This window comes from Dyadobacter sp. HNCC25DJ185 (genome assembly GCF_056895195.1).
On the sequence record NZ_JBXHAR010000003.1, the window covers coordinates 581,863 to 599,937 of the forward strand.

Here is an 18,075-nt window from a genome sequence, read left to right on the forward strand (position 1 = left end):
AACTTGCACGCCCTTTGAACCGTATTGGTGTAACTGTACACATAATTTAAATATTTAATGAAAATTTTAGGTATCTCGGCTTTCTATCATGATTCTGCGGCAGCTCTTATTGATAACGGTGAAATTGTAGCAGCGGCCCAGGAAGAACGTTTTACCCGCAAAAAGCACGACCCAGGTTTCCCTTCCAATGCTGTGGCGTTTTGCCTGGAATACGGCGGCCTTTCCATTAACGAGCTCGATGCCATTGTTTTTTACGATAAGCCGCTTTTGAAGTTCGAAAGATTGCTTGAAACCTATTACGCTTTCGCACCCAAAGGAGTCAGGTCCTTTCTTACGGCCATGCCGGTATGGATCAAAGAGAAAATGTTTTTGAAGCGCCTGATTAACGAGGAGCTTGAAAAACTGGGTTACGACAAAAAGAAAAAGGTAAAAATGCTCTTTCCTGAGCACCACCTTTCCCACGCAGCCAGTGCGTATTATCCTTCACCTTTTGAAAAATCAGCCATTCTCACGATTGATGGGGTAGGTGAATGGGCAACAGCTTCAATTTGTTTGGGAGAGGGGAAGGATATCAGCATTTTGAAAGAATTGAGGTTTCCTCACTCACTAGGTCTTCTTTATTCCGCTTTTACTTATTTTCTGGGTTTCCGGGTTAATTCAGGAGAATATAAATTAATGGGACTTGCGCCCTACGGAGATCCCAACTCACCAGATATCAAGAGATACGAAGAGATTATTCTGAAGGAACTCGTTGACCTGAAAGAAGACGGTTCGGTTTGGCTGGATCAGGAATATTTCGACTATGCCACTGGCCTTAAAATGGTTAATGAACATAAATGGGAGGCGCTTTTTGGCTTTAAGACCAGGAAGCCGGAGGACCCGCTGGAAGCAGTTCATTGCAACCTTGGGCTAGCCATTCAAAATATTACGGAGGAAGCGGTAATCCGTATGGCTAAGGAAGCCAAAAGGCTGACAGGAGCTGATTATTTGTGTATGGCAGGAGGTGTGGCACTGAACTGCGTATCTAATGGGAAGCTTCAGAAAGCTAATATTTTTAAAGATATCTTCATTCAGCCGGCTGCGGGCGATGCAGGAGGAGCTTTGGGCGCGGCCCAGGCTGCATACCATATTTATTTTGGGCAGGAAAGAAAAATTACTTGGACTGCCGACGCAATGAGGGGTTCCTATCTAGGGCCGACATTCTCGGATTTGGATGTGGCCTTGACTGCCAAAAAATACAAAGCTGTTTACACATTTTACGATCATTTTGACGAACTTACAGAAGAGGCGGCAAGGTTACTCGCAGAAGGAAATGTAGTAGGCTGGGTGCAGGGCAGAATGGAATTCGGGCCGCGCGCACTTGGAGGAAGAAGCATCCTGGGCGATCCGAGAAACGCTGAAATGCAGAAAAAGCTTAACCTCAAAATCAAGTACAGGGAATCTTTCCGTCCTTTCGCCCCTTCGGTACTGGCAGAAGATTGTTCGGATTATTTTGATTATGACGGTATTTCGCCCTATATGCTTCTGGTACATCCGGTAGCCCAAAACAGACGGAAGCCTGTACCTTCAAACTATGGCTCCCTAGACCTTCGTGAAAAGCTCTACTTTGAACGCTCCGATCTACCTTCGATTACACATATCGATTATTCCGCAAGGATTCAGACAGTCCATAAAGACACCAACCCGCGTTACTACGACCTGATCAATTCTTTTAAAGCGCTTACAGGTTATGCGGTTATCGTAAACACCAGTTTCAATGTACGCGGCGAGCCCATCGTATGTACGCCCAATGACGCTTACCGTTGTTTTATGCGTACAGAAATGGACTACCTGGTTGTAGGCAATTTTATTTTCAATAAAAAATTACAACCGGAGTGGCTCGAAAAAGACAACTGGAAGGAAGAGTTTGTATTGGATTAATTTTCCTTTCATGATCAGTAGCAACAATGGCATCTAAAATTGTAACCAGCCTGATAAGGATTGTCTTTCTCGGGCTGATTTTTTCATTTCTTTTTTATCCGGATAAGTTTCAAATCAAGTTTGACTATCCAGGCTTTCCTCAGAGTGACAACTGGTATATCCGGCTTGCAAAATTCGCTTTTTGGTTTTTGCTGATCATCGAAATCCTCAGGATTTTCTACTACGGGATCGTGAAGAGCAAAGTGAAAGGGCTGGTAGCCAACGTGGTAACTATCCTCATTCCTTTGTTTGTTACGCTGATTTTTCTTGAGGTCATTTTTATGTATATACCTCAAAGTCATGAGGGAGTATTATCCAAAGCATCGCAGATTTGGTGGGAAAAATATTGGAAACCAGTAAATTCACTGGGTTATCATGATAAAGAAATCACCAAAGAACCTGGCAAAAAACAAGTATTGGTTATTGGGGATTCATTTGCGGCCGGGCATGGATTAAAGGATGTGAATGAGCGCTTTTCCAATATTCTGGAAGCAAAATTGGGAACCAATAAGTACTCTGTCCACAACCTCGGTATGTCGGGTGCAGATACGCGTGACGAAGCAAAGCGTCTGACAGAATTTCCCGTGAAGCCGGATATTATTATTCTCGAATATTTTCCAAACGATATTGAAAAAGTGGGCCGTGAGAAAGGACTTACTTTGTCAGGCGCTGAACCTTATGCTGATTTGCATGGGCCAATGGCAACGATCGTTAAACGATTTTACCTGCCCAATTTTATTTACTGGCAGTTGCCGCATACCGGCTTCAGCACTTTCGAGAAGTTCGTCCAAACCGCCTATACGGATACAACAGTGCTCAATTCGCACCTCAGGGATTTGTCGAAAATGATTGACTACCGGGATAGCACGAAAGCCGACATGTATGCAGTGTTTATCCCATTCCTGTTTCAGATTGATAAAAGTGCGGGCTATACAAAACCCGTCGAAGCATTTTTGCGGTCAAAAGGCGTGAAAGTGGTCGGCATAAATGACGGAATCGTCAAAATTCCTGAAAAGGAGCGTGTTGTCGGTAAAAACGATGGACACGGAAGTGCAGAATTGAACAGCCTGATCGCCGACCGTCTTTATAAGGCAATGCACTGATTGTTTGAGTTTTGACTTAAAATGAATAAAGTATTTTAATTTTATCTTTGAATTAAAACATTAAAAGGAGATGGATTTTTTGACAGACTTATTTGCATTTATGAAGGAGCGCAAGAAATGGTGGCTGGCTCCGGTAATTATCGTTCTGCTTCTGATCGGTGTACTGATCGTCATTGGTGGCGGTTCGGCTGTGGCTCCATTTATTTACACGTTGTTTTAAAGCCGGCGTAGTCTGCTGTACAGAACTCAATTAGGAATTTATTTTGCGCTGGTACCTTTATCGGTACCAGTGTGTTCAACTTTTACATAGCAAATGAGTGAATCAGAAAAGACCAAGGCCCAATTGGTCATTGTCACCGGCCTGGTGGTATTATACTTCGTGTTTAAATCCAGATACCCCTATTTTTTGATTGCAGCCGCAGCGGTTGGTGTTCTCAGTCTGGCCATTCCGGCTGCTGGGAATTTGATTGTCAAAGGATGGTATAAAATAGCCGAGATACTCGGTGCCATAAATGGCAAGATACTTTTATCCGTTGTATTCTTTATTGTTTTGTTTCCTGTGGCGATGATAGCGAAGATGAGCAAAAAGAACCCATTAGGCCTAAAGCGTGATGGAAATAAGTCTGTTTTCACCGAAAGAAACCATAAGTACACTTCCAAAGACCTAGAACAGGTTTGGTAGTTGAGAGAGAGAAAAACCTGAACTGATTGGAAAGGCCTGTTTCAGGCCTTTTTTTTGCGGCATGCACGATCGTAGAGCAATTGCAGCATACCATCTTTGAGTCCTACATCCGGAACGTGTATGATATCCGCGCCTGCCCATTTCATGGCAGAAAGGTATATATCACCTGCGGGTACAATTACATCAGCACGGTCGGGGTTCAACTGAAGCTTGTTGACCCTTTCTTCAAAAGAAAACTGGGAGATGTAGTCCCGCATTCTTTCAATCTCTTGCCTGCTGGTGGAGCTTTCCGTGAGTTTCGACGACAGATCAAATAGTTTATTGATATTGCCTCCTGTTCCAACTGCCTGGATTGGAAAGTTGTAATCAACATTCTGGTTGATCCATTCTTTAATTTTTAGCCAGGAATTCTTGGATTCCTTCCCTTCTAACAGGCGAACAGAGCCTAGCTTGAAGGATTTGGCGTTGATTTTAACCCGATCCTTGTATAAATTGAGTTCTGTACTGCCGCCACCTACGTCAATGTGAAGGTATTGTCCATCAGCCAAAGACTTTACTACAACATTGTTCACCAGTTCGGCCTCACGCTGGCCATCGATAATCTGAATATGGATGCCAGTACGCTTTTCTATGTGATCTCGGACTTCAAAACCGTTTTCAGCTTCGCGCATGGCCGAAGTAGAGCAGGCCATGAAATCATCAACTTCATGCAGTTCCATTAAAAGCTGATACGCCAGCATGAGCTTCATCATCCTGTCCTCACTCTGAACAGTTATCCTTCCCTGGGTGAACACGTCGTGGCCAAGACGAAGCGGGAAACGTACGTACTCTATTTTCTTGAAGCGTGAAATGCCTTCGTCATGCAAAACGGTAGATATTTGCATTCTGGCACCATTGGATCCAATGTCAATTGCGGCGAATTTCAAGGAGTTCAATAATAGGGGAGTAAATAAAAGCCAAAAATAGGACTTTCACGGACAAGTTTCTACAATGTCCGTGAAAGAAGGCGGTTGTTATTTACATTTTGCCACCTATTTGATAAAGTAGTTTTAGCTTTACTCCAGGTCCTGCGCTATGGCTGAATGGCGTAAGAGGCTTGAAGTAGGTATATAGATATCCTTCGGCCTGAATCACGATTGGGTGCCATGTTTTTTCTAGACCCATCGAGAAGTTGACGGAGCTGATGGCAGGGATATCTGTTTTTTTATCGAAGGCTTGATTGAAGTACTCGTTGTTCGGTGCGCGGCAGTCAAACGATATCTTTTCCTTTGAAGAAACGGTTATATTCGTCCCAACTCCCGCATAGTACGCCCAATTGTCCTTTATATTGTTGCGGAAAGCAACTGTAAGCGGTATTTGAACCAATGTCGGGTTAACCTTGATATTGTAAACATCAAAAGCAAGCGGAACTTCGCCAGGGTGGGCTCGCTTGAAATCCTGGCGATTCTTTTCACGGAATATCTTCTCGGTGAAAAACTCCATTGGCTTCACTTTGAGCCAGCTGATACCAGCAGTAATCGAGAATTTCTTGGCAACTAAAACTTCTCCTACGACAGTCTTAGCCTGACCATTACCTTCAATATTGACACCTCCCCCAAAACGATACGGCACTTTAAGATTGAGTTTTGGGATAACATTTTCGGTCTGTGTCGTTTTCTCGACTTTCTTGTTGGGCGCAGTGGCACTTGCTATCTGCGTTTTCGTACTTGTGTTATTAACGGATTGCTGTGTGCCCGGTGTGGTAAGGGCCCGCTGAACCTGCTTCGTCGACAACCGGTTAGCAAGTTCGTAATTCATTTTTCTTTCACTAAAACCGCTATTGAGCGGTATCCCATTTTTTATATTCATTTCCGCAAAGTCGGAGCCCAGGGCAGGTGAAGCATAACTGCCTGATTCAATGTTCTGCTTGCCTGAAACAAACGATTTGCTTTCCGAATTTTCACTTTCGGGTGAAGCCACTGTTTCTACATATTTTTCGCTCGAAGAGGAAGCCGGCAACAATGTGCCCTTTTCAGAAGACGATGTGTTTTTATTGGTAATAGACTGGGCTGTGGTACCGGATAGGTTACTTGTAACCGGACTTACCCTTTCAGCGAGGGGCGTTTCAGGCCTGAATGCGACCCTTTTTTCGGAATCCCTGGTAACATTGGTCGACAAATTATCCGTGGGCGAGCTAGTTTCTGAAAGCTCTTTCGGCTCATTTGACCGATTGTGAATATCCACCTCCGATGGTTTTACTGCCTCCCCGAGAGTAATATATTGATTTTCTGCGGCTGACTCTTTTTGGACTATATAGATAGTATCGGTCTTCGAAGCAGGAACTGATTGATTCCGGATAACCTCGATCTGAGTTTTGAGACTTTTTACGTCAGCCACCAGGTGGTCATTTTGTGAAAGTTGATTTACATACAAAAATGCCATGACAGTCGTAACAGAAGCCGCAGCCGCATAACCGATCCATGAGCCGTATTGCTGCCAGAAAGTGGGCGGAGTGTGGACCTGCATATATTGCTGCATTTTGGCCCAATCCTGCTCTTGAAAGTCTGGTTGAATACTCTCTAATTTCCTGCGTATAGTGTTCTCAAATTTATTAGTTTTCATTGCCTCTGAATGACTTTACGGCCCAATCACTTGGGAAGAGATGTGGGTAATACTGTTTTATTAAATGCTGCAACCTTGCACGTGCACGAACGTAATGTGATCGCACCGTCGCTTCGTTGATTTGCAGCAAATCTGCTATTTCCCGGTGATTGTAGCCATCTACCACGTACATTAAGAATACATTTTTGTAAACCGGCTTAATCTGCTGAATTAGTTCCAGGATTTCATCGGCCGTGATCTGACTGATCACATCTTCGTCAAACTTGGGATAGGGGGCATCTTCCAGCGAAATAACATCCTCACTATGCTTTTTATGCTTGCGATAATAACTGATCGCCGTGTTGACCATAATGGTCCTTAACCATGCTTTGAAGGGGTGATTGGAATCATATTTTTCCAAATTGTTAAAAACTTTCAGGAAACCTTCGTTCAAAACCTCCTCAGCCTCTTCAGTGGTAGCGGTATAACGCAGACAGATGCTTTTTGAATAGCCGAAAAATTGTTTGTAAAGATGCCTCTGCGCCTGATTGTTACCAGCAATGCATGCCGCTACGACCGAATCAAAGTCGTGTTCATCAAATGATATTTTTCTTCCAAATAGCAAAGTCAGGGCGTCAAGTTGTCAGGGATTGAATTCTCTAAATAGGCTTACGTCGTAATGCTCCCTTATGTTGCAAAAATTTACAAAAAAAATCGCGGTTCTCAAATGCACATCGTGCACGAGCACTTTTTTAAAAAATACAACAAAAATTTACCGCCGTTGCAACAGGAGATTTGGCAAAGGCGTAATCCGTTATACAGTTCAAAAAATTATAACATGTATTAATTATCATGAAGAGATTCTCGCTTTCGCTGGTTGTGTTGCTAAGTGTCTTTTTAGGCGCTTGTCAGAAGGATAACGCAGGGCTGGATCCTGCGACGGTTGAGTCGGCTGATTTTGAAAGTGTAACGGATGCGGCGGCGCGGTACGCTGTGTCTTCTGATTCGGTGACTCTGGGTAACTGCAAAGGTAAGTTGGCAGAAGTAGCGGCAGCTGACCTGGCAACGTCGATAACAGATTACATTAACACTACGTATCCGGGTTCGGAGATAAAGTATGCGGCGAAGGATCAGTCTGGCAAGGTGATTGTTGCTATTACATTGGCTGACGGAACTTTGAAAGGGCTGATGTTTAACGCTGATGGTACATTTAAAGAAGAACTAAAAGGACATGCGCATAAAGCCAAACTTACAAAGGTTGACATCAGCGCTTTACCGAGTGCCGTGACGGACTATATTACATTGAACTATGCCGGCGCAGAAATAAAAGGTGCTGGGACCAATGAGGCAGGAGAGTATTTTGTAGCGATTCTGGTGGATACCAAAGTGAAGGTGTTACTCTTTAATGCGGATGGTTCTTTCAATAAAGTATTGGAACAGCCGGAAAAGGGCCACAAAAGACATTAAAAATTTTTGTTAGGGGTGAGTTGGAATACGGTGCTGGATTTTCCGGTACCGTATTTATTTTTTTGCGGCAAGCATTTCCAGCGCATAAGAGTTCTTGATTTCACCCATCACAAAGAGGCTATGCGTACTCCCAATGTTTTCCAATGAGCCTAACTTTTGCATCAAAAACTGTTGGTATTGCGACATGTCGTCCACAATTACCTTTAATAAAAAGTCATAATCGCCCGAAATATTAAAACATTCCGTTACCTCGGGCATCGCGATGACAGCCTTTACAAACTTTTCTCCCATCACTTTTGAATGTTCTTTGAGCGCGATATTGCAGAAAGCCATCAGCTTTTTACCAACTTTTTCTCTATCTACAAGCGCTACGTATTTTTTGATGATCCCTTCTTTTTCCAACCGTCTTACACGTTCATAAACAGGTGTATAAGACAGGTTTAACTTTTCCGATAGCTCGCGTGTTTTTAGGGTTGCATCCTGCTGAAGGAAATGCAGGATTTTGGCGTCGGTTTCATCCAGATTATACATAGATAGAATATCTTAATTCACTTTTTGATCGCAGCGAATATAGATAAATAATTTAGCTAGGCTGTTTATGGTAGACTATTAGTCTGATTTTTTTTGATTTATTGAATAAAACATCTATTGCTTTAATTTTGTAGCCTCGAAAGGTATCGGCTTCACCAGCCAGGAATTTATTCAGTTATCCAATACAAAAATGATAGCAACTCAAAAAGTAGATATTCGTGAAATTCTGAAACACCGCATTCTGGTACTGGACGGAGCTATGGGAACCATGATCCAGCGATATAAGCTTGCGGATCACGATTATCGAGGTGAAAGGTTCAAAGATTGGGCGCATGATGTGAAGGGGAACAACGACCTGCTTTCTCTGACCCGTCCGGATATTATCAAGGAAATCCACGCTGCTTATTTTGAGGCAGGTGCAGATATAGCCGAGACCAACACGTTTTCAGGAACTACCATTGCCATGGCAGATTATGGTATGGAGGAATTGGTCTATGAATTAAACTACGAATCTGCCCGGCTTGCGCGGCAGGTCGCCGACGATTTCACGGAAAGAGAACCGGAAAAACCGAGATTTGTGGCGGGTTCTATGGGGCCCACTAACCGTACAGCTTCCTTATCGCCAGATGTTAACAATCCCGGTTTCCGCGCGATCAGTTTTGATCAGTTGGTTACCGCCTACTACGAACAGATTAAAGGGTTGACCGACGGGGGGTGTGACGTATTGCTCGTTGAGACCATCTTTGATACTTTGAATGCAAAGGCAGCGCTTTTTGCAATTGATAAATTTTTTACCGATGCCAAAAACGGCAAAGTCGAAAGACTGGAATCGTGGAAATCCGCGCCGGGAGAATCGCTTCCGATCATGATCTCAGGAACGATCACGGATGCATCCGGACGGACTTTATCAGGTCAGACAACTGAGGCATTCCTTACTTCTGTCTCGCACCTGCCATTGCTATCTGTTGGTTTAAACTGCGCCCTGGGAGCGGATTTAATGAGACCATATGTGCAAATTCTTGCCAAAGAAGCGCCGTTCTTTACGTCGGCTCACCCCAATGCGGGGCTGCCAAACGAGATGGGAGAATATGATGAATCCCCCGAGCAAATGGGAGAAGTTATCGACGGATTCCTGAGAGACAATCTTGTCAATATCATAGGAGGCTGCTGTGGTACCACGCCTGATCACATCCGGGTGATTGCAGATCTCGCTAAAAAATACAACCCGAGGCCTTTACCACAGGCTGAAACGGTAATGAAGTTGTCGGGTTTGGAACCTGTTAAGATTAATGAGCTAACCAATTTTGTCAACATTGGCGAGCGCTGTAACGTGACCGGCTCCAAGAAATTTGCCAGGCTGATCCGCGAAAGCAGATACGATGAAGCGCTGACCATCGCCCGTGAACAAGTAGAAAGCGGTGCGCAGGTCATTGACGTGAACCTGGACGAGGGTATGATCGACGGGGTGGAGGCAATGAAAACTTTCGTCAACCTGATCGTATCAGAGCCTGATATTTCAAAAGTTCCGCTGATGATTGACTCCTCCAAATGGGAGGTGATTGAGTCGGGTTTGAAGTGTGTGCAAGGTAAGTCGATTGTAAATTCAATTTCTCTGAAAGAGGGTGAAGAGAAGTTCAAAGAATCTGCAAGGACTGTGCTGCGCTATGGCGCGGCTGCCGTAGTGATGGCTTTTGACGAGCAAGGACAGGCGGACAACCTGGAGCGCCGTATCGAGATATGTTCGAGGGCATACCGGATTCTGGTCGATGAGGTTGGTTTTCCTCCTGAGGATATCATTTTTGACCCGAATATTCTCACTGTTGCCACGGGTATGGAAGAGCACAATAACTATGCTGTGGACTTCATCAATGCCGTTCGCTGGATCAAGGAGAATCTACCGCATGCCAAAGTGTCGGGCGGGGTGTCCAATGTTTCATTCAGTTTTAGGGGAAATGAGCCAGTTCGGGAAGCTATCCACACTGCATTTCTATACCACGCGATCCGTGCCGGAATGGATATGGGGATTGTGAATGCTTCGCAAATAGGAATTTATGATGAAATTCCCAAAGATGTATTGGAACTGGTTGAAGACGTTTTGCTCAATCGACGCCCCGATTCGACAGAGCGTCTGGTATCTTATGCAGAAACTGTAAAAGACAAAGGAAAATCGCAAAGCGGGCCAGATTTGTCGTGGAGGCAATTGCCGATTAAAGAGCGCATTTCCCATGCGTTGGTAAAGGGAATATCTGATTTTATTGACGAGGATGTAGAGGAATGCAGACATTTGTTTACGCGGCCATTAGAGGTGATCGAGGGGCCTTTGATGGACGGGATGAGCATTGTCGGTGATTTGTTTGGCGAGGGTAAAATGTTTCTTCCTCAGGTCGTCAAGTCGGCCAGGGTGATGAAAAAAGCTGTGGCCTACTTACAGCCTTTTATTGAAGCAGAGAAAAGCGAAGGAGGGTCTTCGGCAGGCAAAATCCTTTTGGCAACGGTTAAAGGCGATGTCCACGATATTGGCAAAAACATTGTCGGGGTGGTACTTGGATGTAACAACTACGAAATCATCGATTTGGGCGTGATGGTACCCACCGACAAAATCCTGGCGGCTGCCGAAGAACACAACGTGGATATCATTGGTTTGTCGGGGCTGATCACACCATCCTTAGATGAAATGGTCGGGGTCGCCAAGGAGATGGAACGCAGAAACTTCAAAATACCGCTGTTGATCGGAGGGGCGACTACCTCGCGGATACATACGGCGGTCAAGATTGATCCGAACTATTCGGGCGCTGTAATCCATGTATTGGATGCTTCGCGGTCGGTTCCCGTGGCCGGTAAGCTGATACAGAGTGAGCAAAGCCAGGCCAATGTTTTGTCGGATATCAAGGCAGAATATGCGAAGCTGCGCGACGACCATTCCAAAAGAGGCGGAGAAAAAGCGCACATAGGTATTGATCGCGCCCGTGCGAACAAGGCTAAAATTGATTGGACAGATTTTAAGGCAACCAAACCGCAGTTTTTGGGAACCCGTGTTTATGACGACTATGAACTGGCCGATATAGCCAAATACATCGACTGGACACCGTTTTTTCAAACCTGGCAGCTTCACGGGAAGTATCCCAAAATCTTTGAGGACAAAGTGGTCGGTTCGGAAGCGATGAAGTTGTTTGAGGATGCGGCGGTGCTTCTGGGGGAAATTATTCGAGACAAAACGCTGAAAGCAAAGGCGGTAATTGGCTTTTGGCCTGCAAATTCTATTGAGGATGATATTGTTTTACATCATTTTGAAGAAGAGACCCGCAGTGTCCCCTGCGAGCGGCATGGATCGCATCAGCATATTGAATACAAGATCAGCCGGAAGGGATTTGATGCGCATGCTGCAGGAGAACTTGTCGCTGATACGGCTACGGTGTTACACCACCTGCGTCAGCAAAGTCAAAAAGCTTCTAATCTGGCTAATTATTGTCTTTCGGATTTTGTAGCGCCATTGGAAACAGGTCACACCGATTACATTGGCGGATTTGCAGTAACTGCCGGAATTGGCATTGAGGCGCTTCTCGACAAATACGAGAAAGACCACGACGACTATAACAGCATCATGGTGAAAGCATTGGCCGACCGGCTGGTAGAGGCGCTGGCGGAATTGATGCACGAAAGAGTGCGAAAAGAATTGTGGGGATACGATCGGGATGAAAGCCTTACCAATGAAGAATTAATCAAAGAAACGTATAAGGGGATCCGCCCGGCCCCTGGCTATCCCGCTTGTCCGGACCATACTGAAAAAAGGACACTATTTGATTTGCTGGATGCTGAAAAGCTGGGAATTACGTTGACAGAAAGTTTTGCGATGTATCCTGCCAGCAGCGTAAGCGGCTGGTATTTTTCGCATCCGGATAGCCGGTACTTCCCTGTCGGTAAGATATTTAAGGATCAGGTAGAGGACTATGCGAAGCGGAAGAATATGACTTTGGAGGATACTGAAAAATGGCTTTCGCCTATTTTGGGATATTAGAGACGATTGGTTGCGCGAAATACTCAGGGAGAATGGATTATTTCATTCTCCTTTTTATGGGCATAGACATAATTTTTTCATGGCAAAACACGTATTTAAGTGAAATAGCGTAGTGCAAACGGGTATTTATACTCTATTTTCTCAATATTTTACACAAGATATTTGTAAGCGATTTTAGCCTTGAATAGATAGAAAGTTTATTAGCCATGAAAAGAAATATTTCCGTTTTTATTTTACTAATCCTGTTAGCCTCATCATTTAAATATCGGTCCAAAGCCCGTGAGACAGACCAGCAACTTATCACAGCTGGCTATTCCTCCAATAACGCACTAAAAAAACCAACTAACCATCTCTCATTTGCGAATGCCGTCATTCAGCTCCAAAAGGCTAATCAGGAGTTTGCAAAAGGAAATCCTGAATTATTGAAGGCTATTTGGTCTCATAACGAGGAGGTTACGATTTTTGATGGAATAGCCAACCAAGAATTCAGGGGTTGGAAATCCATTGAATCAAAGCTGGACAAATCGATTCGGCCAGACGGAAATGGAAGCTACGGCTACAAAAAAATAGCGAGTCAGGAGGGCAGTGACCAGGCCTACCTTTTGCAGGAAGAATATTATAAAGGGCCTAAAGGAAAAACGATCGACTTGCATGTTACAGTACTGTTTCGGAAGGAAAATGGTATGTGGAAAGTAGTACATCGCCAAGAAGATATGCTTTCCAAACACTCAGAATCAGACAAATCTTCTAAATAATTGCCGGGTTTCCGGATATTTCAAGCCTTGTATTACATACTGGCTTTTTGTTGCTATTTTGCACCTTTGGGCTAAAAGTGACAACAGAATATCTATGGAAAGATTTACGGGACTGCTTGGTATTGCATTGATCCTGGGCATTGCCTTTGCGATGTCAAACAACCGTAAGGCAATCAATTATCGTACTGTGGGTGTTGGCCTGGGTCTGCAATTCGGTTTGGCGGTTTTTATCCTTCGTACAGATATTGGCCAGGCTATTTTCCAGTGGCTTGGTGAAAAAGTCCAGAAATTACTTTCATTTTCGGACAAAGGTGCTGATTTTGTTTTCAGTACACTCGTACGGCCGGACCTGATGCAACGTGCATTCGGCCCCGGCAATGATTTCGTCTTCTTTTTCAAAATTATCCCGACGATCATTTTCGTGGCTGTTTTGGTCAATATGCTTTATCATCTCGGCATCATGCAAAGGGTGGTTTCTTTCATTGCAAGAGGCGTATACTGGCTGATGGGTGTGAGCGGAGTAGAGGCGCTGTCCAATGTGGCGAGTACATTTGTAGGACAGGTAGAGGCGCAGATCATGATCAAGCCTTATCTGAAAAATATGACTAATTCTGAGCTAATGGCTTCCATGACAGGTAGCTTTGCCTGTATCGCCGGGGGAGTTATGGCGGTTTACATTTCCTTGGGAGTGCCGGCACCTTATCTTATTGCAGCCAGCCTGATGGCGGCACCTGGAGCTTTAGTCATCTCAAAAATCGTTTTTCCTGAAACGCTTCAGTCTGATGCGAAAGGCGCTGTTAAATTGGAGATTCAGAAAACCCATGCAAACCTGCTCGACGCTATTGCGGCTGGAGCAAGCGAAGGACTTAAAGTGGGGTTCAATGTAATTGCTATGCTAATTGGTTTTATCGCATTGGTTGCTCTTCTGGATTATTTATTAGGATACATCGGAGGGCTTTTTTCTTTTCCCCAATTAAGCTTCAACTTCATTCTAGGGAAGGTGTTTTCCATTTTTGCCTGGGCAATGGGCGTGCCTGCCAAAGATGTAGAAGTAGCAGGCTCTTTAATGGGCACCAAAATGGTCATTAATGAGTTCGTCGCCTATCTGGATATGGTGAAGATCAAAGACACCTTGGATCATAAAACGGTCGTGATCACAAGCTTCGCACTTTGCGGTTTCGCTAATTTCAGTTCCATTGCCATCCAGGTCGGCGGAATTGGCGAGCTTGCCCCTACGCGTCGTGCTGATTTGGCAAGACTAGGATTTAAGTCGCTGATATGCGGAACATTGGCCTCGTATATGTCCGCTACCCTGGCTGGGTTGCTATTATAGATACTTCGAGAGACCGGGTTTCCTTGATGTTGGCATGGATATTTTTGTTTGGCTCAATGAATCCAACTCATTGACAGACAGATTTTATATTTATGAAAAACATTAAGCTGTACTTCTCTATCTTTAAAGAGAGCGTAAATGAATTCCTGAACGATAACGGACTGAAACTGAGTGCCGCGTTGTCATACTATACCATTTTCTCGTTGGCGCCTATGTTGCTGGTTATCATCTCGATATTCAGCATTTTTTTTGGGAGGGATGCCATCCAGGGGGAACTGTTTGGGCAAATCAGTGGATTGGTTGGGGCAAGCGCTGCCGCCCAGTTGCAGGAAATCCTTAGAAACGCAGAGTTATCAAATAAATCTGGCCTGGCAGCCGCGATCGGGATAGGGACTTTGCTGATTGGCGCCACCGGGGTTTTCGCCGAAATGCAGGATTCGATCAATTACATTTGGGCGATTAAATCCAAGCCTAAGAAAGGCTGGCTGCAATATCTCAAGAACAGGCTGATTTCTTTCTCGCTGATCCTCACATTGGGATTTTTGCTGGTGGTTTCACTTGGGGCAAGCGCGCTGGTAGATTTACTCAGTAACAGGTTGGAAAGAATTTTCTCAGAAGCTTCGGTGATTGTGTTCTATATAGTGAATCTTGCATTGGTACTAACCATTATCACAGCACTTTTTACTGTAATCTTCAAAGTGCTTCCAGATGGTGAGCTACGCTGGAAAGAATGCATAGTGGGCGCTGCATTTACGGCTGCTCTATTTCTTATCGGAAAATTTGCGATCAGTTTTTATCTGGGACAATCCGACTTAGGTGCTGCCTATGGAACGTCCGCATCTATTGTGATTCTGCTTACCTGGATTTACTACTCATCCATTATTCTTTATTTCGGGGCTGAGTTTACCAAGGTTTATGCCAAACAGGACGGTGTTGGGATATACCCCAATAAACATGCGGTATTGATTGTCAGGCAGGAGCTGGATGAAAAGACGGGCAAAGAGTTGGCATAAAAAATCCCTCCTAGCCATCGCTAAGAGGGATTCGGTGAATCTTTTTTACTAACGGATTACTAGCTCGAAAGGCATCCTGGTTTGCATACCACCCATATTCATCAGCTTTTTATACATTTTGACGTAGGGAGCTAATTCTCCCAGTGTCTTTGTCGTTGCTTTTTCTTCTTCGTCGCCCATTACTTTTGACAAGATTTCATCCAGAGGTCTTTTCTTTTCAGGATAATAGCGAACCCGGTAATCTCCTTCTTTAAGTTTGGCTTCTTTCGCAGCGATTTTGATCGCCTCATCCACTCCCCCCAAAACATCTACCAATCCATTTTCTTTTGCCTCAACTCCTGACCAAACGCGGCCCTGCGCCAGACTTCTCAGTTTTTCTAGCGGCATTTTCCGACCTTCCGCGGCTTTCCTTGTGAATGTATCGTAGCCCTCATTAACGCTTTTTTGAATCATCGCCTTTTCAAAATCCGTCATTTCGCGGGTAGCTGTTGGCCAATCGGCATGAGGGCTGGTACCAACTCCATCGAAAGTGATGCCAAGCTTGTTGTTCATGAAATCAGTTACGTTAAAGATCAATCCGAAAATGCCAATGGAACCTGTTATCGTATTGGGTTGTGCGACGATCTTGTCACATCCCATTGCCATGTAGTAACCTCCCGAAGCAGCTACATCGGACATGGAAGCAATAACTGGCTTTTTCTTGGCTGTAATTTGGATCTCGCGCCACATCACGTCGGAAGCCAGGGCACTCCCGCCAGGCGAATTGATCCGGATTACCACAGCTTTGATTTTATCATTTTCCCGGATCTCTTTTAATTCCTTTACAAATTTGTCGGAACCGATGTTTTCATCACTGCCATCACCAGTCGTGATTTCTCCTTCTGCGACCAAAACGCCAATCCGGGTATTGAAATCACCTTCTTTAACAGTATGTTCACCCTTCAGATACTTGTCGACGCCCACAAAAGGGATGTTTTTCTTCTCATCTATTTTGAGTTCTTTCCTGAGATACGTTTCCAACTCATCCTGATAACCCAGGTTGGTTACAAATTTGTATTTCAAAGCAGATTTTGGGTTTTCAACTGCAAGTGAATCCGCCAGTCCTTTCAATTCTTCAACAGAGACCTTACGCGACGCAGAGATATTTTTAAGGAAATTGTGATTGATCGCAGCGATCAGCTCAGTGGATTGCTTCTTGCTCGCCTCGCTCATATCCTGGCGGGAAAACATTTCAATGGCACTCTTGAATTCACCAACCCTGAATACCAACGGCTTGATTTCAAGTTTGTCAAATGTTCCTTTAAAAAAGCTGTATTCGGCAGAAAGGCCGTTCCATTCAAGGCCACCCGCGGGGTTCAGATAGATCTTGTCTGCGAGGGAAGCGATATAATATCCTTTTTCAGAATAAGATTCGCCATAAGTAACGATGAATTTACCCGATTTTTTGAATTCAAGCAGTTGATTACGAATTTCTTCCAGCGTTGCCCAACCTGCTTCCGGCCCTTCTGTTTTTAAATAGATACCTTTAATTTTGTCGTCGATCTGCGCATTCTTGAGTGCGTCGGTAATGTCTTTAAGGCCAACCACGTCCTCCCCGCTATTGAAGATCCCGTTGAAATCCGAGAACGGGTTCTCAACGCCCACTTCCTGAATTGGTTTGTTAAGGTCAAGTTTAAGAACCGATTTATCTTCCAGCACGACCTTGTCTTCTTTTGAAAACATCGAACCAATACCTGCGAGAATAAAAAAGGAGAGAAAAATGAACAGAATGATGCCTACAAACGTCGCCAGGACATATTTTAAGAATTGGAGCATTTTATGTTATCGCTTATGATTTTTTTCACTAGTTACGTAAGAAACGAAATTACGGATTATTTGTCGTCGTTTGACCTATAAATAATGTCAAAAGGTTGCTCAATGGCATTAAGCGGTTGTTAAGTCAAATTTTTTTCAAAGGTTCCCGGTTCAGATCCCGGGGCATATTCAGTACTTTTGAGAAAAATTAAGGCAATGAAAAAAACGCTTATTCTAGCAAGGCACGCTACAGCAGAAGATCAGAATTTCAGGATTAAGGATTTTGACCGTAACCTCAACAATAAGGGATTGGCCGAGTCCGCAGCAATGGGCAAATGGCTTGCAGAAAACGAGATCAAGCCGGATATTTTCATTTCGAGTCCCGCGTCCAGGGCTTTTAAAACAGCTGAGATCATTGCAGGAGAACTTGGGGTTAGCGCTGCCTCCATCAATTCACAGGCGAATATTTACGATGGCGGCCCAAGGGCCTATCTCGGTGCTTTAAATAGCCTTCCAGAGAAATTTTCGAGCATTATCCTTTTCGGGCATAATCCGGACATTACTTATTTTGCTGAGTATCTGTCAGGTGCTAACCTGGGCTCCATGAAGAAGGGAAGCGTCGCCATTATTGAATTTGACGATCAGAAATGGGAGGAAATATCTGCAAAAACAGGCAACCTCACTCTTTATAAAACACCCAAGCAGGTTAGAGAAGATGACTGAGGCTCAAAAACCAAATAAGAACCGCCGTATTTTTATCGTTGTTTTTATCCTGTTTGTGGCTCTTTTTGCGTACATATCGTATGATATGTCAAGCCGCACCACCGCTCCGTGGAATAGACC

General features: G+C 44.3%; 15 protein-coding genes. 10 read left to right on the forward strand and 5 right to left on the reverse strand.

Annotated elements, in window-relative coordinates:
• The first annotated feature begins 57 nt into the window (after positions 1-57).
• From AC1XUF_RS11100 to AC1XUF_RS11115, 4 genes are all read left to right on the forward strand, one after another.
• Entirely contained in the window at positions 58-1,920 is a 1,863-nt protein-coding gene (locus AC1XUF_RS11100) for a carbamoyltransferase family protein (RefSeq protein ID WP_483341856.1), read from the forward strand.
• 26 nt (positions 1,921-1,946) lie between these two features.
• Positions 1,947-3,062: an SGNH/GDSL hydrolase family protein gene (locus AC1XUF_RS11105; RefSeq protein WP_483341857.1), complete on the forward strand. Its 1,116-nt coding sequence runs from the start codon at positions 1,947-1,949 to the stop codon at positions 3,060-3,062.
• A 70-nt stretch (positions 3,063-3,132) separates the two neighbouring features.
• On the forward strand, positions 3,133-3,282 hold the full coding sequence (locus tag AC1XUF_RS11110) for a DUF5989 family protein (RefSeq protein WP_015812275.1): 150 nt from the start codon (positions 3,133-3,135) through the stop codon (positions 3,280-3,282).
• A 93-nt stretch (positions 3,283-3,375) separates the two neighbouring features.
• Positions 3,376-3,744, forward strand: a complete 369-nt coding sequence (locus tag AC1XUF_RS11115) for an SxtJ family membrane protein (RefSeq protein ID WP_483341858.1) — start codon at positions 3,376-3,378, stop codon at positions 3,742-3,744.
• A gap of 41 nt (positions 3,745-3,785) precedes the next feature.
• Here the strand turns inward: AC1XUF_RS11115 and AC1XUF_RS11120 are convergent, their stop codons facing one another.
• The 3 genes from AC1XUF_RS11120 to AC1XUF_RS11130 form a co-directional block, all read right to left on the reverse strand.
• A complete protein-coding gene (locus AC1XUF_RS11120) occupies positions 3,786-4,670 on the reverse strand; it encodes a Ppx/GppA phosphatase family protein (RefSeq protein ID WP_483341859.1) in 885 nt (294 codons plus the stop codon).
• 91 nt (positions 4,671-4,761) lie between these two features.
• The gene (locus AC1XUF_RS11125) at positions 4,762-6,345 is read right to left on the reverse strand and encodes a hypothetical protein (RefSeq protein ID WP_483341860.1); all 1,584 of its coding nucleotides are present in this window, start codon (positions 6,343-6,345) and stop codon (positions 4,762-4,764) included.
• On the reverse strand, positions 6,335-6,949 hold the full coding sequence (locus AC1XUF_RS11130; protein WP_483341861.1) for an RNA polymerase sigma factor: 615 nt from the start codon (positions 6,947-6,949) through the stop codon (positions 6,335-6,337). The genes AC1XUF_RS11125 and AC1XUF_RS11130 overlap by 11 nt, the downstream gene beginning before the upstream one ends.
• 227 nt (positions 6,950-7,176) lie before the next feature.
• Here AC1XUF_RS11130 and AC1XUF_RS11135 point away from each other — a divergent pair, with 227 nt between their 5' ends.
• Positions 7,177-7,791, forward strand: coding sequence for a hypothetical protein (locus AC1XUF_RS11135; RefSeq protein WP_483341862.1), 615 nt, complete (start codon positions 7,177-7,179; stop codon positions 7,789-7,791).
• A 54-nt stretch (positions 7,792-7,845) separates the two neighbouring features.
• Here the strand turns inward: AC1XUF_RS11135 and AC1XUF_RS11140 are convergent, their stop codons facing one another.
• Positions 7,846-8,322: an Lrp/AsnC family transcriptional regulator gene (locus tag AC1XUF_RS11140; protein WP_483341863.1), complete on the reverse strand. Its 477-nt coding sequence runs from the start codon at positions 8,320-8,322 to the stop codon at positions 7,846-7,848.
• Between the two features lie 190 nt (positions 8,323-8,512).
• Here AC1XUF_RS11140 and metH point away from each other — a divergent pair, with 190 nt between their 5' ends.
• The 4 genes from metH (at position 8,513) to AC1XUF_RS11160 (ending at position 15,438) form a co-directional block, all read left to right on the forward strand.
• The gene (gene metH, locus AC1XUF_RS11145) at positions 8,513-12,337 is read left to right on the forward strand and encodes a methionine synthase (protein WP_483341864.1); all 3,825 of its coding nucleotides are present in this window, start codon (positions 8,513-8,515) and stop codon (positions 12,335-12,337) included.
• Positions 12,338-12,543: 206 nt separating this feature from the next.
• Positions 12,544-13,092 (forward strand): nuclear transport factor 2 family protein, encoded by a 549-nt coding sequence (locus AC1XUF_RS11150; RefSeq protein ID WP_483341865.1) that lies wholly within the window; start codon positions 12,544-12,546, stop codon positions 13,090-13,092.
• A 94-nt stretch (positions 13,093-13,186) separates the two neighbouring features.
• Positions 13,187-14,425 (forward strand): NupC/NupG family nucleoside CNT transporter, encoded by a 1,239-nt coding sequence (locus AC1XUF_RS11155; RefSeq protein ID WP_483341866.1) that lies wholly within the window; start codon positions 13,187-13,189, stop codon positions 14,423-14,425.
• Between the two features lie 92 nt (positions 14,426-14,517).
• The gene (locus AC1XUF_RS11160; protein ID WP_483341867.1) at positions 14,518-15,438 is read left to right on the forward strand and encodes a YihY/virulence factor BrkB family protein; all 921 of its coding nucleotides are present in this window, start codon (positions 14,518-14,520) and stop codon (positions 15,436-15,438) included.
• 48 nt (positions 15,439-15,486) lie between these two features.
• Here the strand turns inward: AC1XUF_RS11160 and sppA are convergent, their stop codons facing one another.
• Entirely contained in the window at positions 15,487-17,253 is a 1,767-nt protein-coding gene (gene sppA, locus AC1XUF_RS11165) for a signal peptide peptidase SppA (protein ID WP_483341868.1), read from the reverse strand.
• Positions 17,254-17,448: 195 nt separating this feature from the next.
• Here sppA and AC1XUF_RS11170 point away from each other — a divergent pair, with 195 nt between their 5' ends.
• Positions 17,449-17,955, forward strand: a complete 507-nt coding sequence (locus tag AC1XUF_RS11170) for a SixA phosphatase family protein (protein ID WP_483341869.1) — start codon at positions 17,449-17,451, stop codon at positions 17,953-17,955.
• The last annotated feature ends 120 nt before the right edge of the window (positions 17,956-18,075 follow it).